Origin of the sequence: Pantoea sp. AS-PWVM4 (assembly GCF_000468095.1) — a bacterium.
GTDB lineage: Bacteria > Pseudomonadota > Gammaproteobacteria > Enterobacterales > Enterobacteriaceae > Pantoea > Pantoea phytobeneficialis.
The window spans coordinates 148,012-168,985 of the sequence record NZ_ASZC01000011.1 but is presented as its reverse complement, the minus strand read 5'-3'; the positions used below and the strand labels follow the sequence as shown (position 1 = coordinate 168,985).

Annotated in this window: 22 protein-coding genes; 9 read left to right on the top strand and 13 right to left on the bottom strand. The window is 54.6% G+C overall.

Annotated features, from left to right (window positions below; genetic code table 11):
- Window positions 1–129 precede the first annotated feature (129 nt).
- The 3 genes from mmuP to L579_RS11575 all read left to right on the top strand — a co-directional run bounded on the left by mmuP (window position 130) and on the right by L579_RS11575 (window position 2,986).
- Window positions 130–1,545, top strand: a complete 1,416-nt coding sequence (gene mmuP, locus L579_RS11585; protein WP_021184428.1) for an S-methylmethionine permease — start codon at window positions 130–132, stop codon at window positions 1,543–1,545.
- A complete protein-coding gene (mmuM, locus tag L579_RS11580) occupies window positions 1,535–2,470 on the top strand; it encodes a homocysteine S-methyltransferase (protein WP_021184427.1) in 936 nt (311 codons plus the stop codon). The genes mmuP and mmuM overlap by 11 nt, the downstream gene beginning before the upstream one ends.
- Before the next feature lie 96 nt (window positions 2,471–2,566).
- The gene (locus L579_RS11575; protein WP_021184426.1) at window positions 2,567–2,986 is read left to right on the top strand and encodes a hypothetical protein; all 420 of its coding nucleotides are present in this window, start codon (window positions 2,567–2,569) and stop codon (window positions 2,984–2,986) included.
- A 39-nt stretch (window positions 2,987–3,025) separates the two neighbouring features.
- Here L579_RS11575 and speG read toward each other — a convergent pair whose 3' ends face one another.
- On the bottom strand, window positions 3,026–3,571 hold the full coding sequence (gene speG, locus L579_RS11570) for a spermidine N1-acetyltransferase (RefSeq protein ID WP_021184425.1): 546 nt from the start codon (window positions 3,569–3,571) through the stop codon (window positions 3,026–3,028).
- Between the two features lie 266 nt (window positions 3,572–3,837).
- Between speG and L579_RS11565 the strand changes: the two genes are divergently transcribed.
- From L579_RS11565 to L579_RS11555, 3 genes are read left to right on the top strand one after another with little or no spacing between them, the layout of a single operon-like run.
- Window positions 3,838–4,749, top strand: coding sequence for an ABC transporter substrate-binding protein (locus L579_RS11565; RefSeq protein WP_235056588.1), 912 nt, complete (start codon window positions 3,838–3,840; stop codon window positions 4,747–4,749).
- Between the two features lie 21 nt (window positions 4,750–4,770).
- Window positions 4,771–5,616, top strand: a complete 846-nt coding sequence (locus L579_RS11560; protein ID WP_021184423.1) for an ABC transporter permease — start codon at window positions 4,771–4,773, stop codon at window positions 5,614–5,616.
- A complete protein-coding gene (locus L579_RS11555) occupies window positions 5,616–6,401 on the top strand; it encodes an ABC transporter ATP-binding protein (RefSeq protein ID WP_021184422.1) in 786 nt (261 codons plus the stop codon). Before L579_RS11560 ends, L579_RS11555 begins: the two co-directional genes overlap by 1 nt.
- Before the next feature lie 57 nt (window positions 6,402–6,458).
- Here L579_RS11555 and L579_RS11550 read toward each other — a convergent pair whose 3' ends face one another.
- Genes L579_RS11550 through L579_RS11530 form a run of 5 tightly spaced genes read right to left on the bottom strand, consistent with a single transcriptional unit; the run spans window position 6,459 to window position 11,426 of the window.
- A complete protein-coding gene (locus tag L579_RS11550; protein WP_021184421.1) occupies window positions 6,459–7,136 on the bottom strand; it encodes an ABC transporter ATP-binding protein in 678 nt (225 codons plus the stop codon).
- A complete protein-coding gene (locus L579_RS11545) occupies window positions 7,129–7,962 on the bottom strand; it encodes an ABC transporter ATP-binding protein (RefSeq protein ID WP_021184420.1) in 834 nt (277 codons plus the stop codon). Before L579_RS11545 ends, L579_RS11550 begins: the two co-directional genes overlap by 8 nt.
- Window positions 7,952–8,809, bottom strand: coding sequence for an ABC transporter permease (locus tag L579_RS11540; protein WP_021184419.1), 858 nt, complete (start codon window positions 8,807–8,809; stop codon window positions 7,952–7,954). The genes L579_RS11545 and L579_RS11540 overlap by 11 nt, the downstream gene beginning before the upstream one ends.
- Window positions 8,806–9,858: an ABC transporter permease gene (locus L579_RS11535; protein WP_021184418.1), complete on the bottom strand. Its 1,053-nt coding sequence runs from the start codon at window positions 9,856–9,858 to the stop codon at window positions 8,806–8,808. Before L579_RS11535 ends, L579_RS11540 begins: the two co-directional genes overlap by 4 nt.
- Window positions 9,858–11,426, bottom strand: a complete 1,569-nt coding sequence (locus tag L579_RS11530; protein ID WP_021184417.1) for an ABC transporter substrate-binding protein — start codon at window positions 11,424–11,426, stop codon at window positions 9,858–9,860. The genes L579_RS11535 and L579_RS11530 overlap by 1 nt, the downstream gene beginning before the upstream one ends.
- Window positions 11,427–12,139: 713 nt before the next feature.
- Between L579_RS11530 and mgtA the strand changes: the two genes are divergently transcribed.
- Window positions 12,140–14,863: a magnesium-translocating P-type ATPase gene (gene mgtA, locus L579_RS11525; RefSeq protein ID WP_021184416.1), complete on the top strand. Its 2,724-nt coding sequence runs from the start codon at window positions 12,140–12,142 to the stop codon at window positions 14,861–14,863.
- Between the two features lie 75 nt (window positions 14,864–14,938).
- Here the strand turns inward: mgtA and L579_RS11520 are convergent, their stop codons facing one another.
- Window positions 14,939–15,271, bottom strand: coding sequence for a hypothetical protein (locus L579_RS11520; protein ID WP_036626495.1), 333 nt, complete (start codon window positions 15,269–15,271; stop codon window positions 14,939–14,941).
- Between L579_RS11520 and L579_RS11515 the strand changes: the two genes are divergently transcribed.
- Together L579_RS11515 and L579_RS11510 are read left to right on the top strand one after the other, a co-directional pair.
- Window positions 15,270–15,527 (top strand): DUF1471 domain-containing protein, encoded by a 258-nt coding sequence (locus L579_RS11515; protein WP_021184414.1) that lies wholly within the window; start codon window positions 15,270–15,272, stop codon window positions 15,525–15,527. The two genes, L579_RS11520 and L579_RS11515, sit on opposite strands and share 2 nt — an antisense overlap.
- Before the next feature lie 55 nt (window positions 15,528–15,582).
- The gene (locus tag L579_RS11510; protein ID WP_235056586.1) at window positions 15,583–16,101 is read left to right on the top strand and encodes a TetR/AcrR family transcriptional regulator; all 519 of its coding nucleotides are present in this window, start codon (window positions 15,583–15,585) and stop codon (window positions 16,099–16,101) included.
- Between the two features lie 9 nt (window positions 16,102–16,110).
- On the opposite strand, the gene L579_RS11505 is transcribed toward L579_RS11510, so the two are convergent.
- The 6 genes from L579_RS11505 to L579_RS11480 all read right to left on the bottom strand — a co-directional run bounded on the left by L579_RS11505 (window position 16,111) and on the right by L579_RS11480 (window position 20,971).
- Window positions 16,111–16,767, bottom strand: a complete 657-nt coding sequence (locus L579_RS11505) for an epoxyqueuosine reductase QueH (RefSeq protein ID WP_036626493.1) — start codon at window positions 16,765–16,767, stop codon at window positions 16,111–16,113.
- Between the two features lie 116 nt (window positions 16,768–16,883).
- Window positions 16,884–17,240, bottom strand: coding sequence for a hypothetical protein (locus tag L579_RS11500; RefSeq protein WP_021184411.1), 357 nt, complete (start codon window positions 17,238–17,240; stop codon window positions 16,884–16,886).
- 93 nt (window positions 17,241–17,333) lie between these two features.
- A complete protein-coding gene (locus L579_RS11495; RefSeq protein WP_021184410.1) occupies window positions 17,334–18,338 on the bottom strand; it encodes a lysylphosphatidylglycerol synthase transmembrane domain-containing protein in 1,005 nt (334 codons plus the stop codon).
- A complete protein-coding gene (locus L579_RS11490) occupies window positions 18,335–18,724 on the bottom strand; it encodes a GtrA family protein (protein WP_036626490.1) in 390 nt (129 codons plus the stop codon). Before L579_RS11490 ends, L579_RS11495 begins: the two co-directional genes overlap by 4 nt.
- A complete protein-coding gene (locus L579_RS11485; protein WP_021184408.1) occupies window positions 18,721–20,031 on the bottom strand; it encodes an NAD(P)/FAD-dependent oxidoreductase in 1,311 nt (436 codons plus the stop codon). The genes L579_RS11490 and L579_RS11485 overlap by 4 nt, the downstream gene beginning before the upstream one ends.
- A 1-nt stretch (window position 20,032) precedes the next feature.
- Window positions 20,033–20,971, bottom strand: coding sequence for an NAD-dependent epimerase/dehydratase family protein (locus L579_RS11480; RefSeq protein WP_021184407.1), 939 nt, complete (start codon window positions 20,969–20,971; stop codon window positions 20,033–20,035).
- Window positions 20,972–20,974 lie beyond the last annotated feature (3 nt).

The following is a 20,974-nucleotide window of genomic DNA, read 5'->3' as shown; positions in this document are numbered from 1 at the left end:
GCGCCCCGCCATCGCGGGGCCGCACCCTTCCAACAAAATCCTTACCTTTTGCCACGTTGCATTTCGACGCGCTGGCGCGTATAACCCTGTGTCCATGTAGATGTTTAGACGTCCATATGGATAAAAATAATGCAAAGCGAGCAAAATCCTTCGCAGGAAAACTTTAAGCGCACCATGAAAGTACGGCATCTGGTGATGCTGTCGCTCGGCGGTGTGATCGGCACAGGTCTGTTTTTTAATACCGGTTATATCATCTCCACCACCGGTGCCGCCGGTACGCTGCTGGCGTATCTGATTGGTGCGCTGGTGGTGTGGCTGGTGATGGTATGCCTCGGCGAGTTGGCCGTTGCCATGCCGGAAACCGGTGCTTTCCATGTCTATGCCGCGCGCTATTTGAGTCCGGCCACCGGTTATACCGTGGCCTGGCTCTACTGGCTGACCTGGACGGTGGCCCTCGGCTCCAGCCTGACCGCTGCCGGGTTCTGTATGCAGTACTGGTTCCCGAGCATCCCGGTTTGGGTCTGGTGCCTGGTGTTCTGCGTCGCCATCTATTTGCTGAATATTGTCTCAACGCGCTTCTTTGCCGAAGGCGAGTTCTGGTTCTCGATTATCAAGGTCATCACCATTGTCGCCTTTATCATTCTCGGTGCCGGGGCGATGTTTGGTTTTATCCCGATGAAGGATGGCAGTGCTGCACCTGGCTTGCATAACCTCACCGCATCCGGCTGGCTGCCGCATGGCACGCTGCCGATTCTGATGACGATGGTCGCCGTCAACTTTGCCTTCTCAGGCACCGAACTGATTGGCATTGCCGCCGGTGAAACCGAACAGCCGCAAAAAGCCCTGCCGCTGGCGATCCGCACCACGGTCGCTCGTCTGATTGTGTTCTTTATCGGCACCGTGCTGGTACTGGCCGCGTTGATCCCGATGGATCAGGCGGGGATCGTGAAAAGCCCGTTTGTGTTGGTATTCGAGAAGATTGGCATTCCCTGGGCGGCGGATATCTTCAACTTCGTGATTCTCACCGCCATCCTGTCGGCCGCAAATTCCGGCTTGTACGCCTCGGGCCGTATGCTGTGGTCACTGGCCAATGAAAACACCTTGCCGCGCTGCTTTGCCCGCGTGAATCGTCGTGGCATCCCGGTGCTGGCGATTACCATCAGCATGATTGGCGGCCTGCTGGCGTTATTCTCCAGCGTGATTGCCCCCGATACCGTTTTCGTTGCGTTGTCAGCCATCTCCGGTTTTGCCGTGGTGGCCGTGTGGCTCAGTATCTGCGCATCTCACTTTATGTTCCGTCGCCATCATGTGCAGCAGGGCGGTTCGCTGAAAGATCTGGTGTATCGAGCGCCACTTTACCCACTGACGCCGATTCTCGGCTTTCTGCTGTGCCTGTTGGCATGTGTTGGGCTGGCTTTCGACCCGTCACAGCGGATTGCCTTGTGGTGCGGGATTCCGTTTGTTCTCTTCTGCTATGCCGCATACCATGTCACGCAACGACGTAAATCATCTCTGAAGGCTGAGGAGGCCAACGATGTGGCGTAACCCGGTAGCGCAGGCGCTATCTCAAACCGATACCCTGATTCTTGATGGTGCACTGGCAACCGAACTGGAAGCGCGAGGCTGTAATCTGGCTGATACGCTTTGGTCGGCGAAGGTGTTGATGGAAAATCCTGAACTGATCTATCAGGTGCACTACGACTACTTCGCCGCAGGCGCCCATTGCGCCATTACCGCCAGCTATCAGGCCACACCGCAGGGCTTCGCGCAACGTGGCCTGGATGAAGCTCAGTCTCGTACGCTGATTCAGCAAAGTGCCGCGTTGGCACAACGGGCGCGTGATGATTATCGCGCAGCATCAGGCACGGCAGCACCGCTGCTGGTGGCCGGTTCGGTTGGTCCCTACGGAGCTTTTCTCGCCAATGGCGCGGAATATCGTGGTGATTACGCGCTGCCAGAGGCTGAAATGAAAGCCTTCCATCGCCCGCGCGTTGCCGCCTTGCTTGAAGCGGGTGTGGATCTGCTGGCGTGTGAAACCTTGCCATCATTTGCCGAAGCGCAGGCGCTGGTCAGCCTGCTGGCGGAGTTCCCGGACAGCAGTGCCTGGTTTTCCTTTACGCTGCGTGACGCAAATCATATCAGCGATGGCACCCCGCTGAACGAGGTTGCGGCGTTGCTCAACGCGGCTCCACAGGTGGTGGCGGTGGGAATCAACTGCGTTGCGCTGGAGAGCGTCACGCCCGCGCTGCGCACCTTGCAGGCGCTGTGCGACAAACCGTTGCTGGTTTATCCCAATTCCGGCGAACAGTACGATGCCACCAGTAAAACCTGGCATTCGGCCCCGTCGGGTTGCACGTTGCACGACAAATTCCCCGAATGGCAACAGGCTGGTGCACGCCTGATTGGCGGTTGCTGTCGCACCACGCCACAGGATATCGCGGCGATTGCCGCCTGTTGTCAACCGCAATAAAGCGCAGAAAAGCGCCACTGATAGCGCGATTGAGGCGAGTGAAAAGGGCGGGAGGGCAGTTTAGACTGTCCCTTCTGACTCTGAAGCGGACCTGCGATGAACCTGCGACATCTCCTTCCTGCCTGCGCGCTACTGTTAAGCGGCTGTGCGACCATTGTTGGCACCGAAACGCAATCGGTACGAATTGACTCCGTGCCACAAGGCGCGCGTTTTACCGTGCAGGATGAGACCGGCCATGCCGTGGCGCAGGGCTTTACGCCGCAAAACGTTGAGCTGGCGAAATCCACCGGTCGTTATTTTGGCAAGAAACATTATCAGGTGATGCTGGAAAGACCGGGCTATGTGCCGGTGACGATGCCGATCGAGGGCAGCGCCAATTTATGGTATCTGCTGGGTAATATTCCGTTGCTTGGTTTCCCTGGCTGGCTGCTGGTCGATCCCTTCTACGGTGGCATGTATGACCTGAAGCCAGCCAACCCTAAACCTTTCCTGAACCCAGTTGGCGCGCGCGGTTAATGGTACGCAAGAACCGTAGCGGCGCGATAAATCGCGCCGTTACTGGGCGGTTGGTTTCACCATCGCCCCCGGCGTTTTATGCTGCGCCAGGTACTGTTGCTGAAAGATGCACATACGGATGGTGTTGCGGTAGGCGCCGTTGATAAAAAACTCGTGTTTCAGCACCCCTTCCACCTCAAATCCCAGCTTGGTGTAGATGTGGATGGCCTTCTCATTCTCCTGATCGACAATCAGGTAGAGCTTGTAGAGATTCAACACCGAAAATCCGTAATCCATCGCCAGCTTCGCCGCCTGGCTTGCCAGACCTTTGCCCTGATGCGCCGGATCGATAATGATCTGAAACTCAGCGCGACGATGGACGTGATTAATCTCGACCAACTCCACCAGCCCGGCTTTTTGTCCATCATGCTCAACCACGAAACGGCGTTCGGTCTGATCATGAATATGTTTGTTGTACAGGTCCGAAAGCTCAACAAAGGCCTCATACGGCTCCTCGAACCAGTAACGCATCACGCTGGCGTTGTTATCTAACTGGTGCACAAAGTGCAGATCTTCCCGCTCCAGCGGACGCAATTTGACCGTCATACGGCATTCCTTCTTTGACTGAGATGTGGCGAGTATAGCTGCACCAAAGTGGTTGTTACGTTTGCAAACTTGCTCTGTGACGGTGCAGCGCATTTTCGGATCATCCGCGTGCGCCACCGCACAGACTCAATCTCCTTCCTGGCACAGCCATTGCTTTGCTTGTATAGATAAGCCTATACAACTGTTGTTTTTCATCACCTTTTTGACAGGAGTGGAAGATGGGTAAGCCAGTGCAACATGCAGTTCGTGCGTTAACCGTAGCAGTGATGTTAGGAGGCGTGCTGAGCGCCCAGGCAGCCGACACTAAAGTGGCAATCGGTATTTCCGGCTGGACCGGATTTGCGCCTCTGACCCTGGCCGACAAAGCCGGAATCTTCAAAAAACATGGCCTTGATGTTGATGTAAAAATGATCCCGCAAAGCAGCCGTCATCTGGCGGTGGCATCGGGTACCATTCAGTGCGCGGCAACCACGGTAGAAACCTATATTTCGTGGAATGCAGCCGGTGTGCCGATTAAACAGATCGTCCAGCTGGATAAATCCTACGGCGCTGATGGTCTGGCAACCCGTAGCGACATCACCAGCATCAAAGACCTGAAAGGCAAAACCATTGCGGTTGATGCGCCGGGCACGTCACCCTACTTCTTGCTGGCGTGGATGCTGGATAAAAACGGCCTGACGATGAAAGACGTCCATCTGGCGACTATGGCACCGCAGGCCGCGGCCCAGTCATTCGCGGCCGGGCAAAACGATGCGGCGGTGACCTATGAACCTTATCTGTCGGTGATCCGTAATCAACCGAAATCCGGCAAAATCCTTGCCACTACCCTCGACTACCCGATGGTGATGGATACCCTCGGCTGCACGCCAACTTTCCTGAAAGAGCATCCACAGGCAGCCAAAGCGCTGGTGGCGAGCTACTACGATGCGCTGGAGATGATCAAGCAACAGCCAGATAAATCGAACGAAATCATGGGTGCGGCGGTGAAATCCAGCGGTAAAGAGTTTGCCGAATCTGCCAGCTACCTGCGTTGGGCAGGCCCGGAAGAGAACAAAAAATTCTTTAACGGTGAGATCGAAAGCTTTAGCGATGAAGCGGGCAAGCTGCTGTTGCGTGCCGGAGTGATCAAGAAAATGCCGGACGTGAAAAGCCTGTACGACGCCAGCTTCGTGCAGTAATCAGGGAGACAGGAGATGGAGATGAGTAAAAGCCAACCCGTAACGCCACCCGAGGCACTGCCGGATGCGCCACGTCGCTGGCACAATCCGCTGATGGTGCCGTTGAAAGCGATCTCAACCCGGCTGAGAATTGGCCTCGGCGTGGGATTCTTTGTGCTGTTTGTCGCGGTGTGGGCGCTGGTGACCTTCAGTGGCATGGTTTCGCCTACCTTCCTGGCCGATCCGATCACCATGCTGGAGCAGGGCGTATCGCTGTTCACCGAATATAATTTCTCACTGGATATCGGTATGACGGTGATGCGTGTACTGGCCGGATTCCTGCTGGCGGCGCTGATTGGTGTGCCGCTCGGCATCATGATGGGCGCGTACAAAATGTGGGAAGCCTTTCTCGAACCTTTTGTCTCCTTCTGCCGTTATCTGCCAGCTTCGGCGTTTGTGCCGCTGCTGATCCTGTGGGCCGGTATTGGTGAGATGCAAAAGATCCTCGTCATCTTTATCGGCTCCTTTTTCCAGATAGTGTTGATGGTGGCGGTCACTGTCAGCAGCGCGCGGCGTGATCTGGTCGAAGCGGCCTACACGCTGGGGTGTAGCAATCGCTCGATCGTGTGTCGGGTGTTGATCCCTGGCGCCGCTCCAGGCATTGCGGAGCTGTTGCGGCTGGTACTGGGCTGGGCCTGGACTTACGTCATCGTCGCGGAGCTGATCGGCTCGGAAAGCGGCATCGGTCATATGATCGTCGACAGCCAGGCGCTGTTGAATACCGGGCAAATTATCTTTGGCATCATCGTGATTGGTTGTATCGGTCTGGTGTCGGATTATCTGTTCAAAGTCGCCAACCGGCGCTTGTTTGCATGGAGTAACCTGTGATGAAGCACAGCAAGCTGAATGTACGCGGAGTGGAGCGCGTCTTTACCGGGCCGAAAGGCGAACAAACCCAGGCGCTGCAACCGATTCATTATCAGGTGGAAGAGAATGATTTCATTACCATTCTTGGGCCATCGGGGTGTGGAAAATCAACATTGCTGCGCATTATCGCCGGGCTGGATACCCCCACGCGCGGGGAGATCTGGCTGGATGGACAACCGGTCGATGGCCCTGGCGCTGACCGGGGCATGGTGTTCCAGAGCTACACGTTGTTCCCGTGGCTGACGGTGGAGGAGAACATTCGCTTCGGCCTGCGTGAGCGGGGCTTAAGCACGGCGCAGCAGAAAGAACGCAGCGATTACTATATCCAGCAGGTGGGTCTGCGCGGTTTTGCACAGCACTATCCGCGCCAGCTATCGGGCGGGATGCAGCAGCGTACCGCCATTGCCCGCGCGTTGGCGAACGATCCCAAAGTGTTGTTGATGGATGAGCCGTTCGGTGCGCTGGATAATCAGACGCGCGTGATGATGCAGGAACTGTTGTTATCGGTGTGGGAGCAGTCGCGTAAGACGGTACTGTTTGTTACCCACGATATCGACGAGGCGATTTTTATGGCGAACAAAGTGGCGATTTTCAGTGCCAGGCCGGGTCGCATCAAGCAGGAAGTGGCGGTGAACTTTAACAGTGGACGGGATTACACCATCAAAACCTCACCGGAATTTATGACGCTGAAGGCGGAGATAACTGAGTCGATTCGCAGCGAAACGCTGCAAACGATGGCGCATTAATGGATTGCGCGATGAATCCACCCGTCGCGGCGCGATAAATCGCGCCGCGACGGAAATTTATGCACTTAACTGTTCAACAATCCGCCCCTGAGCCATACGCGCCGCACGATCGCACATATGGTCGATGACATCGGGATCGTGGCTTACCAGCACCATCGTCAGTCCATCATCGCGCTTTAGCTCGTTCAGCAGGTTAAGGATCTCTGCCTGGACCGACATATCCAGCGCCGACGTCGGCTCATCCAGTAACAGGATCTTCGGCTGCAACAGCAGGGCGCGCACGATTGCCACGCGCTGGCGCTGACCACCAGACAACTGATGTGGATAGCGATCCGCCAATGCCGGATCAAGACCGACATGGCGAAAGCCCTCGTTAATACGATCATCGATATGGTCGTATTTCAGCATCTTCAGCGGCTCGGCCAGGGTGCGACGCAGCCGGTGGCGTGGATGCAGCGAAGCATAGGGGTCCTGAAACACCATCTGCACATCGCGGCGGAGTTGGCCGGTAAAGGGCTTACCGGGCTGCACGCGGGTGCCTGCCAGCGCCATGCTGCCGGACCAGTGGGGATTCAGACCGGCAATCACCCACAGCAACGATGATTTGCCGCAGCCAGAAGGGCCAACCAGGCCAAAACACTCGCCAGCCTTCACGTTAAGGGTGACGTCATGCACCACGGTACGCAGCTCGTAGCCCTGCTTATGGGAGACGCTCAGGTTGGATAACTCAATCATGCTTCTGCTCCAGGGCGGCACGATCCAGCACCGGCAGTGCTGTACCATGAGTGGCTTTGCTCGGGCGGCAGGCCCACAACGTGCGGGTATAAGGATGGCTGGCGTGGGACAACTCCGCCGCCGGCAGCGTATCCAGCAGGCGGCCTTTGTACATCACCATCACCCGTTCGCAGTGTTCCGACACCTGTTGCAGATCGTGGCTGATCAGCAGTAGCCCCATATTGCGTTGTTCCACCAGACGGCGAATCAGCGCCAGCACCTGATCGCGCATTGCATGATCGAGCGCAGAGGTCGGTTCATCAGCGATCAGCAGTTCGGGATCGGTGATCAGCGCAATCGCCAGCATCACGCGCTGCCCCATACCACCGGAGAGCTGGTGGGGATAACGTTTCATCAGCTGGCGCGGATCGGGCAAGCCCACCGCATCCAGCATCTCGCACACCTTCTCTTTGCGCTCGGCGCGGCTCAGACGATGGTGCAACACCAGCGGTTCCTCCACCTGCCAGCCAATGGTGCGCGTGGGGTTGAGGGCATATTTCGGGTCCTGCATCACCATCGCCACCTTGCTACCGCGCAGTCGGCTCCAGTCACGCTCACGCATCTGCAACGCATCTTCTCCAACCACCTGCAAACGTTCGGCCTGCAAATGCAGCGACGGCGACAGCAGGCCCATCAGGGTGCGGGCGGTGAGGGATTTACCCGAGCCGGATTCGCCGACCAGCGCCACGCGTTCGCGGCCCAGCTGCAAGTGAATGTTATCGACCAGCAGGGCATCGTCACTACGGATCGTCAGTCCCTGCGCATCAATTAACAGATTATTTGGCATGACGGGTATCCAGTTGATCGCGCAGGCCATCGCCTGTCAGGTTAAATGCCAGGCTGGCAAGTAAAATAGCCCCGCCAGGCGCAGCGGCGACCCACCATTGGTCGAAAATCACTTTACTGCCTTCGGCTACCATCGATCCCCATTCGGCGGTCGGCGGTTGCACGCCCATACCAAGGAAGCCCAAACCGGCAGCGGAAAGAATGATGCCACCGAGACTCAGCGCAGCACGTACCACGGCGGTGGGCAGGCAGAGCGGCAGAATATGACCAAACATCAGACGCAGGCCGGTAATGCCTTGCATACGCGCTGCGGCGAGGTAATCACTGCGGCGCAGTGCCAGAGTCTCAGCACGCGCCTGACGGGCAAATGGCGGCCAACTGGTGAGCGCCAGCGCCAATGCGCCATTCATCAGGCCGGGGCCAAGCATGGCGACAAACGCCAGTGCGATCACCAGGTTAGGCAGCGAGAGAAAGATGTCGGTAATGCGCATCAAAACGCGTTCAGTCCAGCCGCCAACGTAACCGGCGGTGATACCGACCAGCAGACCCACCGGAATGGTCAGCACCAGAATCAGCGTCACCAGCATCAGCGTTGGGCGCGTACCGTAAATCACGCGCGACAGCAGATCACGGCCAAAACCATCGGTGCCAAACCAGTGGGCGGCCGAAGGGGGCAGCAGACGCATACCGATGGTTTGCACATTGGGATCGTAAGGGGCGAGCCACGGGGCAAAGATCGCCATCACCAGCAGAATTCCCACCAGCGTTAAACCGATGCTGAGGGAGGTGATGCGGCGACGGCTGCGGCGCGGGCGTAACGTTTCCAGTTCAGAGAGTTGTTGAGTCATCGGGTTCTCGGATCGGTTAACCAGGTCAGGGCGTCGGCCACGGCGTTGAGCAGGATAAAGCAGCTGCCAATCAGCAAGGTGGCGCCGAGAATCGCCGGAACATCGGCGGAGAACAAGGCATTGGTCATATAACGCCCAACACCAGGCCAGGCAAAAACGGTTTCCGTCAGCACCGAACCTTCCAGCAAAGTGGCGTATGAGAGGGCGATAACGGTAATCAGCGTGCCCAGCACGTTAGGAAAGATATGGCGCAGCAGAATACGTGTGCGGCCAGCACCTTTGGCGCGCGCCAGGATGACGTACTCCTTGCTGCTCTCTTCCAGCAGCGCGGCACGCAGCAGGCGTGTAATCCCTGCCATCGCCAGCAGCCCGAGGATCACCACCGGCAGCCAGATATGGGCAATGGCGTTGCGGAACATCTCAGGATCGCCCGACAGCCAGCTGTCGATCAGTACGAAGCCGGTTTTTGGCTCCAGCGTATAAATCCAGATATCGTCTAACTGTCCTGGTCCGGCAGACCAGTGCAGTACGGCATAAAACAGCAGCAGGCCCAGCAAGCCGAGCCAGAACACCGGCACCGAGTAGCCAAGCAGTGAAATAAAACGTGCCACGTTGTCGATGATGCTGCCCGGTTTCCATGCGGCCAGCAATGCCAGCGCCACGCCGAACACGGCGGCAAAAATCATCGAACAGGTTGCCAGCTCAATGGTGGCCGGGAAGGTGCGCATCAGGTCGGCACTCACCGGCTGATTGGTCAGATGGGACAGCCCAAGATTACCCTGTGCCAGATGGCTGATATAACGCCAGAACTGCACCAGCACCGGTTGATCGAGACCGAGATCGTGCCGCACCTGGGCATAGGTGGCTTCACTGGCGTGATCGCCCGCGATCTGTTGTACCGGATCGACCGGCGACAGATGCGACAGCATAAAGGTAAAGGCCAGCAGGCCGATCAACGTCACCAGCAACGACAGCAGGCTGGTGAGCAATCGGCTGGTGCGTTGCCAGAGTGGCCGGGCGAACCCGGCCTGTGGGGCTGACGCCGCCATTACTTGGTGACCTGTGAGTAATACACCATATCCGGGTTGATCCCCTGCACATAGCCTTTCAGGTTATCGCGTAACGCAATCAGGTTACGTGCCTGCAAGCCGATGACATACGGTGAGTTCTTCAACACTTCACGCTGCATTGCCTGGTACAGCTCAACACGTTTGTTGTTGTCGCTCTCGGCAGTGGCCGCCAGCGTTTGCTTGCTCAGCTCCGGGATATGCCAGTCGGAACGGTAAGCGATGGTTTTGCTGCCATCTTCCGGGTTGTAAGCAAAAGAGGCGGCGTTGGTGTTGGGGTCGAAGTAGTCAGCACCCCAGGCATTCAGCGTGGCCTGGTACTGATGCGCCTTCACTTTGGTGGAGACTTCAGAGCTGAGGCCCGGTTGGACCTCAACTTTCACGCCACCTTTGGCAAAGCTGCCCTGCAACGCCTGAGCAATGTCGAGATACGGCGGCTGGTTGCTGGTGGAGAGGGTAAAGCTGACGTTGGTCAGACCGGCTTTCTTCAGAATCGCTTTGGCTTTTTCCGGATCGTAGCTGTACGGGGTATCGTTCAGCGCGCCAAGGAAACCTTTCGGCAGGAAGGTCTGGTGCACTTCGAACTGACCTTTCAGCAGGTCGTTAGCGATACCTTTGTAGTCGAAAAGGTAACGTGCCGCTTCCCACAGGGCCGGGTTTTTCAGCACTGGATCGGAACCGACGTTGAACTGGATGTAGTAAAGCGAGGCCATCGGAATGGCTTCGGTTTTGACGCCCGCTTTGCCTTTCAGCGCGGCGATCTGGTCAGCGCCGAGGTTACGTGCGATATCCACATCACCCTGTTCCAGCAGCAGACGACGGGCGGCCGGTTCCGGCACGTTCTTGATCAGAATATTTTTCAGTTTTGGTGCGCCTGCCGGCGAGGTTGGGTTAGCCGTCAGCAGCACCACTTCATGCAGTACCACTTTGCGGATCTGATACGGACCGCTGCCTGCGGAGTTGGTCGCCAGCCAGCCATTACCGAAGTCGCCATTCTTTTCATGCGCCAGCGCGGTTTTCTCATCAACAATTGAAGAAACCGGTGCGGAGAGCAGGCTCAGCACGTAGGCCGGGCTGACGTTGGCGCTCCAGCTGATTTTGACGTGGTTATCGTCGACTTTGGTCAGGAAACTGTCGACGTTGTCTTTGTTCCAGCCCAGCTGGGTCAGGATAAAGGATGGATCGAGGTTCAGTTTCACTACGCGGCCCAGCGAGAAGATCACATCTTCCGGGCGCAGCGGGTTGCCGCTGGAGAATTTGGCATCTTTACGCAGTTCAAAGGTCAGGCTGCGATTGTCACTGCCTGGCTGCCACGAGGTGGCGAGTGTCGGTTGCAGTTCGGTCGGATTCTGCGGATTAGACTGGACCAGTCGTTGATAAAGGTTAGTAAACGCCTGCACCGTGGTCAGCTCAAAACCTTTCGCCGGGTCAAAGCTGTCGGCATCGTCGGTAGATTGGGCAATCACCAGCGTATCTTTCGGGGTGGCGGCTTGGGTTGTGAATGCGGCTACCATCGATAACGCCAGCAGGGAGGGGATTATTTTTTTCATGTGATTTCCTTGCCTTATAAAAAAGTAACGCGAGTTTACGAAAGCGCTGCCATGAATAATAGTCAATTATTGGCTATGCATATGCTTATCTGTTCTAAGACTAGCGTTACGGTTATAAGGAGGTTAACGGATTTGCGAAACCTTAACATTCGGCTGCGGCGTATCCGGCAATTTACAACGGAAATTAAACGGAAGCCGATGGCCGAATAATTAACTTTACAATACCCGGCTCGGGAATATAATGGCCGCAACTTCAAACAGGAGAATTCAGTTGGACAGTCACCCTTATTTAACATTACACAAGGCAAGCTGACGCACGAATTCTTTTGTTGCTGCTTGCCGGAGTCGGCGGGCAGCAATCCTCTCTCATTTCTGACGATTGTTCCCCTTTATATGGATTTGCTACGGGCTAATGCTCGGGGATTAACGTCATGCATATGATTTTACACGCACTTTTCCCTCCACCTCGGTGCGCACACTGATCTTCAGTGTGCTGAGTTTTACTGCGCCTGTCGTGTGCAGACCCACATCTTAAGTTCAACTTCTTGCCTGTGAGACAGGTGGGTTGTTTATTCTTTATTTCCGGGAGGATATATGAAAATTCCCGACAGGTTATTTTTTTTCTAAATAACGCTCAGCCGTTAATTTGCACCAAAATAATGCATGCCTGACATGCAGGGATATTTATCGCCGTAAAAAAGAGGAATGTCACGATGACTGACATGAAACTCAATAATGAAAAAAGTGTGCTGAATCTGGCACGTCCACCACGCCAGAAAACTCCTCGCTATCTGATTGAAGAAGAAGCGGCTTACTCCGCCAATGAAACCCTCGCGCGCATGCACAGCGATGCCGAGGGGCTGAGCCACAACGAAGCCGAAGCGCGCCTCGCGGTATTTGGCTACAACCAGGTGGCTCATGACAAAGCGCCACCGGCGTTGGTGCAACTGGTCCAGGCATTCAACAACCCGTTTATCTATGTCCTGATGGTACTGGCGTTGGTGAGTTTCTTTACCGATTTCTGGCTGCCCGCGCGTCGTGGGGAGGAGACTGACCTGACCGGTGTCATCATCATTGTAACGATGGTAACGCTCAGCGGTTTGCTGCGCTTCTGGCAGGAGTTTCGCACCAATAAAGCCGCCCAGGCATTGAAATCGATGGTTCGCACCACTGCCACGGTGCAGCGTCGTGAATCGGCACAGCAACCCGCTCGCAAACAGGAAGTGGATATCACCACGCTGGTGCCAGGGGACATTATCTGGCTGTCTGCCGGTGATCTGGTCCCGGCTGATGTGCGCCTGCTGGATTCACGCGATCTGTTTATCAGCCAGGCGATTCTGACTGGCGAATCGCTGCCGGTAGAAAAATATGATGTCACCGGCAATGTGGCGAGTAAAAGCAGCAGCGAAAGCCAGCAGGGCGCATCTTTGCTGGAGTTAGGTAGCGTCTGCCTGATGGGCACCAATGTCTCCAGCGGCACCGCCAAAGCGGTGGTGGTGGCAACCGGCGAAGAAACCTATTTTGGCAGCCTGGCGAAATCCATTGTTGGCAACCGGACGCAAACTGCCTTTGACCGGGGGGTGAATAGCGTTAGTTGGTTATTGATTCGCTTTATGCTGGTGATGGTGCCGGTGGTGCTGCTGATCAATGGCCTGACCAAAGGCGACTGGCTGGATGCCACCCTGTTCGCGCTGGCGGTGGCGGTGGGTCTGACGCCGGAAATGTTGCCGATGATTGTCAGCTCCAATCTGGCGAAAGGGGCTATCGCCATGTCGCGCCGCAAAGTGATTGTGAAGCGTCTGAACGCGATTCAGAACCTCGGAGCGATGGACATCTTGTGTACTGACAAAACCGGCACACTGACCCAGGACAACATCATTCTGGAGCATCATCTGGATTGCGCGGGTGTCGAGAACTCACGCGTCCTGATGCTGAGCTGGCTGAACAGCCACTATCAGAGCAGCACGCCCAACCTGATGGATCGCGCGATTCTGCGCTACGGTGAAACCCGCGTCAGCCATGCGGTGGCCGATTATTACAGCAAAGTGGATGAGTTGCCGTTTGATTTTGTCCGTCGCCGTGTCTCGGTGGTGGTGGGCGATCGTCGTCTCGGCCAGCAACTGTTGATCTGTAAAGGCGCGGTGGAAGAGATGTTGAGCATTTCCGTCGCAGAGCGTGAAGGCAAACTGATCCAGCTACTTAATGAAACCCGCCGTGCGGAGCTACTGGCGCTGGCTCATCAGTACAACCAACAAGGATTCCGGGTCTTGCTGGTAGCCAGTCGTGTGCTGCCTGATCCGGGCTTACAATATGCGTTGAGCGTGGCAGATGAGCAGGGGCTGACGGTGGAAGGGTTGTTGACGTTCCTCGATCCGCCTAAAGAGAGCGCTGCGAAAGCCATCACCGCGCTTCAGGAGAATGGGGTCAGCGTGAAAGTGTTGACCGGAGATAATCCGGTGGTCACGGCGCGTATTTGCCAGCAGGTGGGCATCGACTGCGGCACCATTGTCACCGGCGATGATATCGCGGCAATGAATGATGAGCAGCTGGCAACAGTTGCTGCACGTAGCGCGGTGTTTGCCAAACTGACGCCGTTACAAAAATCGCGCATTTTGCGTGCCTTGCAGCAGCAGGATCATACCGTGGGCTTTCTCGGCGATGGTATCAATGATGCTCCGGCACTGCGCGATGCCGACGTTGGCATCTCGGTGGACAGTGCGGCAGATATCGCCAAGGAGTCCTCTGACATCATCCTGCTGGAAAAAGATTTGATGGTGTTGGAAGCGGGGGTGATGAAAGGACGTGAAACCTTCGGCAACATCATTAAGTACCTCAACATGACCGCCAGCTCTAACTTTGGCAACGTGTTCTCGGTACTGGTGGCGAGTGCGTTCATTCCATTCCTGCCAATGCTGGCGATTCATTTGTTGATTCAGAACCTGATGTATGACGTCTCGCAGCTGGCACTACCGTGGGACAAAATGGACCGCGAGTTTCTGCGTAAACCGCGTAAATGGGATGCGCGCAACATCAAACGTTTTATGTTGTGGATTGGGCCGACATCTTCGATCTTCGATATCACCACCTTTGCGGTGATGTGGTATGTGTTTGCTGCTAATTCTCCGGCCATGCAGTCGTTGTTCCAGTCCGGTTGGTTTGTCGAGGGATTGCTATCGCAGACGCTGGTGGTACATATGCTGCGTACGCAAAAGATCCCGTTTATTCAGAGCCGCGCGGCGTTACCGGTGCTGCTGACGACGGCCTGTGTGATGGTAGCGGGGATATTGCTGCCGTTCTCACCGCTTGGTGCCATGGTGGGACTGGTGCCGTTGCCGTGGGCTTACTTCCCGTGGCTGGTCGCCACCTTGCTGGGTTACTGCCTGGTTGCTCAGGGAATGAAAACCCTCTACATCAAACGTTTTGGTCAGTGGTTCTAACCCCAGGGAGGCATGATGCGCAAACTGGATAAAGTGGTGTGCCATTGCCTGATCATCATGGTGGTGATTGTGCTGTTAACCGTGGTGATTCGCTAACGAATTTAACCATTTGGGCTTTTTATCAAGCAGCGTTTCCGCGCGAAACGCTGCTTTTTTTTGCTGCATATCGAGAAGGCTTGACACGATTTGGTTGTACGCCAGTACGATTAGCAGAGGTTTTGGCTGCATAGCCATGTCATTCAGCTCATGATTGGTTTTTAGTGCTGCAATTTGTACGCTGTACGGTAATTTTGTTGTGTTTAGTTGTTCAATATTAGTGAATAAGTTTGTCAGTGGGGCGGGGTTATGTTTGTCTGAGTACCGCTCTACCATGCGCTCCAACATTTCCCTGTTAATTGGAGCAAACATGAAAAATATCCTTGTGAAAATGATGATGGCGGGCGCGCTGGTTGCAGTCAGTGCTTCTTCTCTGGCGGCGACGGAAGTGATAATGCCTGGTACGCAACAGGTGGTTGGGCATATCAGCGCCAGCGGTGCCCGTAATCTGGATGAATTGGTGGCTGCACTGGGGCAGAAAGCTGACCTTGCCGGTGCATCGGCATTTCATATCACTTCTGCCAATGGTAAGAACACCTTTTCAGGCACTGCCGAGCTATTGAAATAAGGTGAGCCAAATGCCAGGTGACGGAAAAAGGGCAGGGCGCGCCGGTGGTGAACAGATGCGTGATTCGATCTTGCATCATGCGGCGATGATTATCCGCCTGGAGGGACTGCATGCCTGTACTCACCGTGCGGTGGCTGAACAGTGCGCGATTTCACCAGGCACCGTCACCTATCATTTTAAAAACCTGGATGAACTGCATGCGGCGGTAATTGAACGGGCGGTGGAGAGCTTTACGCAGCAGACACACGCGTGGTTTGGTGCAATGGAAGAAAACTCTGTCGCGCAGCAACTAACCCAATTTCTTTTCTGGACTCTGGATGAACGCGAAAGGCTAATTTGTGAGTACGCGTTATTTGTGGCGGCGGTATCGCGTCCACGTCTGCGTCAGGCTGCTGCCGCATGGATTGCCAGCCACCAGCACATTTTACAGCAACATTTTGCACTGACTGCGCAGCAAGCCGAGGCGGTAGTCGCCTTTACCGACGCCTGGCTGTTACGTTCCATCATTCAGGAAGGAAAAAAACCGGATGCGGCGCTGGTGCAGCGTTTTTTCACCAGCATCCTGCAAAGTTAATCTTTGGCTTTATTCATCTGGCTGGTAATACTGCACGCCTATTTCAATGCGTTCACGGCCACTTGCCACGCGATGGCGATTGGTATCTCGTAGCGAATAGATACAGCCGCAGTATTCCTGCTGATAAAAACGCTCGCGCTTGCTGATTTCAATCATACGGGCCGAGCCACCGCCTTTGCGCCAGTTAAATTCCCAATACAACATGTCGGGATAGCGCGCTGCGGCTCGTACGCCACAATCGTTGATTTGCTGCATGTTTTTCCAGCGAGAGATGCCGAGGGAACTGGTAATTACCGGGAAACCATGTTCATAAGCATACAGCGCCGTGCGTTCGAAACGCATATCAAAACACATAGTACAACGCACCCCACGCTCCGGTTCCCACTCCATACCGCGCGCGCGTTCAAACCAGTTGTCTTTGTCATAATCTGCATCAACAAAAGGTACGCCAAACTGTTCGGCGAAGCGGATATTCTCCTCTTTGCGCAGTTCGTACTCTTTCAGCGGATGAATGTTCGGATTGTAGAAAAAGATGGTGTAGTCGATACCGGAAGCCAGCATCGCTTCCATTACTTCACCCGAACAGGGCGCGCAGCAGGAGTGCAGCAGCACTTTGTTGTGACCATTTGGCAGGGGAAGAGGTTGGCGAGTGAAGGTGTCTGACATAAGAATGATTAATGGTTATGAATGGAAAACACCAGTGTAAGCGCTATGTCGTCGGGAAGCAAAATTGAGGATTATGGCAATAAAAAAGGCCGCATTCGCTGCGGCCTTAGTGAGCATTATTCGGTCACTTTTTTCTTCAGTTCGCTGGCACCTTCTTTGGTGCTGTTCCAGCCTTTTTGCGCACCTTCTTTGGTGGCATCCACACCTTTTTCCGTGGTTTCTTTGGTTTTATGCCAGGCTTTTTGCGTCCCTTCGCTGGCTTTGCTGCTCAGGCTGTCGCTCTTTCCTTCAGCGGCATGTTTGGACTTGAGTTTCAGCTCAGCGCCCTGATCCTGGGCCTGATGCAGTTTCTCTTTAGCCGTATTTGCGCCAGCCTGTGCATTGGCCACATCGTTATCTGTTGCGTGTGTGGTAGCGGCAAATGCCGACGAAGCCAGCAGAAATGTTGATAAAGCGATAATTGTCTTTTTCATGAATATTCCCTCATCAAAGTCATCATTGTTATGACTGTAGTTAACAATGGCACGCTCAATAACATCTGGCTTTAGGAATAAACTGTAAATGAATCATCGTGTTCTGGTGGGGCTTTGTTTTGAGCTCAGGTCCCGACCCGACAACAGCAACAGAGAGAGCGCACCCAATGACATCCCAAACCATAGCGTCACCAGACGAATGGAGATGGCAAGAGACATCGCCGTACCATCGCTGACACCATGTGCCACCAACTGAAAAACCAGTGCGGCCTCCATGACGCCAAGTCCGGCTGGTATCATACTTGCTGCGCCGAACAACGTTGCCTGCACAAAGATTAACACGCAGTCAGCACTTGAAATTCCCGTTCCCAGGATCTGGCAGAACCATGCAAAGACCAGAGCCTGCGTGCCATAAGCAACCATCGCGACAACCGAGAAAGCCGAAACTCTGGTGGGTTTCCACACTTGAGCCCAGGCTTCAAGCGTCGCTTGCCCACCTTTGATTGGCAACCATGTCACTGCACGACCCAGTCGGTTCCAGCCGGTACTGACCATAGGGTGTGAAAGGGCGTATGCAAAGACGCAACTCCCCAGCAGAATAGCAGCGAACGCCAACAGCCATACCCAAGCCAGCGACTGTCCTGCCATCATGGCGGCCAGCATACCCAGCAAAATCATCCCCAATACATCTGACCCTCGGTCAACAAGGAACGTAGCGAGGCTGTGCGTAACCTTCACGCCGTGCGGGACCAACAAAGCAGAACGAAAAGTTTCGCCGGATTTCCCTGGTGTGGCCGTCAAGGCAAGCCCGGACATATAAATGCCGAGATGGGTAAATCTGGGGACGACATTATCGAGACAATGAAGAGAATACTCCCACCGTCCGAAGCGCCATAAATAAGAACTACTCGACAGAACGGCACTGATCACCAACGTCTGAAGTCCTAGCGCAGAGAATGCTTCTACCGTCGACTGCCACCCGGACCAGAAAACAGCCGCTAGATAAAGCATTACTCCAATAGTGACAAACCAGACAATGGCGCGAATGATGCGCCGCTCATGCAGCGCACCCTGGAGTCGAGTAAAGAACTTGTTCATCGAAAGGTTAAAAGCTTATGGCCAAAGTAGCTGGTCACCACCGGTACCAGCACACCGGCCAAATGTCCTATCGCTTCAGCATGATCCACGATGCCAACCGATGGCAGCAACCAGCGAGCCAGAAGCAGACTGATCGCCAATGTCTGAATAACGGCCAAAACGTTCACTGCCACAAACTTGTATACCTGCGGTGCGAGCGGGCCCTGACTCGCATTAAAAACATGCCCGCGCATCAGCAGAAAAGCCACCAGCATACCGACCAGGTAAGCAAAAAAAACCGCGAAGCCGTAGCCGACAAACATACTAAAGACGAATCGTGAACCAAAGTTAGCTGCGGCAGCGATTCCTCCAGCGACTAGAAATCGCAGGAATTGTGGCGAGATCATGGCTGAGGAGACTCCTTGTTTTCCGGGGTGGCCATCTTCGCCATTTGTCGGCCAAATCCGATACTTTCTGAAATGCCGCGATCTTCCGGGTAGTAGTAAGAGGTATCCGCCACCCACAGTCCCTGCACGGGTAAGGCGACTGGAGGCAATTTTTCCAGATATCCGGGATCGCAGATCGGCTGTGCGTAGCGATAACGGCTGGCACGCATGTCAATAAAATCATCATCAGTCAGCGACGGATTGATCTTCTTGAGATAGTTGCGCACTTTAGTGAGGAAAGCCTCATCAGACTCAGCATACAGGGGATGCTCGCCCGGCACATAGAACGGCACATACACGACATGTTGGTCGAGTGGACGCAGGTTCGTGTACTCCACCAGGCCTGGGATATCCATCTCCGGGTCATTGGTGTTCAACCAGAAGTTCTCTGTTACTGCTTTTCTGAGTTTGGCAATTACGCAGACCACCGCGATGTTCTTGGTGGCACTGAATTTAGCCAACAGATCTGAGGGTAAATCTGGCATAAGTTTAGAGACATAAGGCAGCGGAATGGTGCTGATCACCTTATCGAAGGATTCAAGCTGACCAGCTACTTGCACGCCAGCCACCTTGCCATTGTTGATGACTACCTTCTCGATAGGTGACTTCAGTCTTATTTCGCCACCATTGGCCTCGATGGCACTTTTCAGTGCGGTTAACAGCGTGGCTGAACCCCCTTCAAGGTAACCCAGTTTCTCACGGAACAAACTGTAACGGGAACGGCCAATACGACGGATACGGCTCCAAATCCAGGCTGCTGACAAACCTTGGGCATAGTCGTAGAACTTGTAGTCAAAAAGTCGGCGCCACAAAACTTCCCAGGCCTCTGCACCCACCCAGCGTTTGATCCAGCCACTTGCCTCCACATGATCCAGTGGACGCCAGTCGTCGCGTTTGGTCGACAGGAAAGCATGTAAGCCATAGCGGAATTTAGCCATCAGGCTTAAACCACGGAATTTGAGCAGGGCAACCGGGTTACCCCAGGGCTGCAAACGTCCCTGATACCAGTAGCCCATCTTGGTTTCCGTCCACTTCATCTGATCGGCAATGCCTAATTCTTCAAGTACCTGCAAAAAGGCATGATCAGAGATGCAATGAAAGTGGTAGTAGCGTTCAATATCCAGACCACTAAAATCAAATGTCGCGGTCATGCCACCCACACGATCGTCTGCTTCAAAAAGCACGGGTTGATGACCATCAAGCGCTAACTGGTAGGCTACTGCTAAACCCATTGGACCCGCGCCCAACACCGCAATGCGTTGTCCCATCTTAAAACTCCAGCTCTACACCGCTATAGCGCGGATCGTTAAAGGTTTCTTCCACAGCCGCACTGAAAGGGGTGTAAGGAACACCGAAAATACCGGGCCAATCAATCACCTCGAACTCATCTTTCGCCGTTAAAGCCGCCAGTTGTTGGGTGGTAAAAGGCGGGTTTTTATCAAACTTGCCCCATACCCACAGCAAGGCATAAAAAAGAGAATATGGAATGCGTAAAATTATCGTTTTGGCCCGAATTGCGCGTTTAATCTCGCGAATCATGTCGATATAGTCGATTTTTTCATGGCCTGAGATGTTATACACACCATCGCGAATGCCATTCTCGATGCAGCTGATAATGATATTGGCAAAATCTCCGACATAAAGTGGCTGTCGCATGTAGCGACCATCCCCAGGGATCGGAAACACGGGGACCTTCTTCATAAAGCGTGATAACCAGCCCAGGTGTTTGCGATCAAACCAGCCAAACATCAAGGTGGGGCGCAGAATGGGGCAGGGAATACCACATTCCAACACCATTTTCTCTTGTTCCTTTTTGGTGTTGGTATAGAAATCATCAGCGACCGATTCCACGACCGAGGAGCTGATCTGTACCATGTAGGGTACGTTGTTCGCTTTGATGGTTTCCAGTTGGAGGCGGGTCGAATCAATATTGTTTCGCACGAACTCCTGATAATCGTTACCGCCAATCTGAGCCTGTAACATCACCACGACATCCGCCCCTACGAAGTGCTGCTGCCACTGGCCGGGTTCGGCGAGATCGGCATACTCGACAGTGATGTCGGGTTGAACTCGTTTCAGCACGTCCAGATTAGTACGATGCTTGTCGAGAACAACAATGTTTGAATAGCCTTTTGCCTTGAGTCGGGCCACCAAATTTTGACCGACCAGACCAGCCCCGCCAGAAAGTATTATCTTTTTCTGCAACAAAAT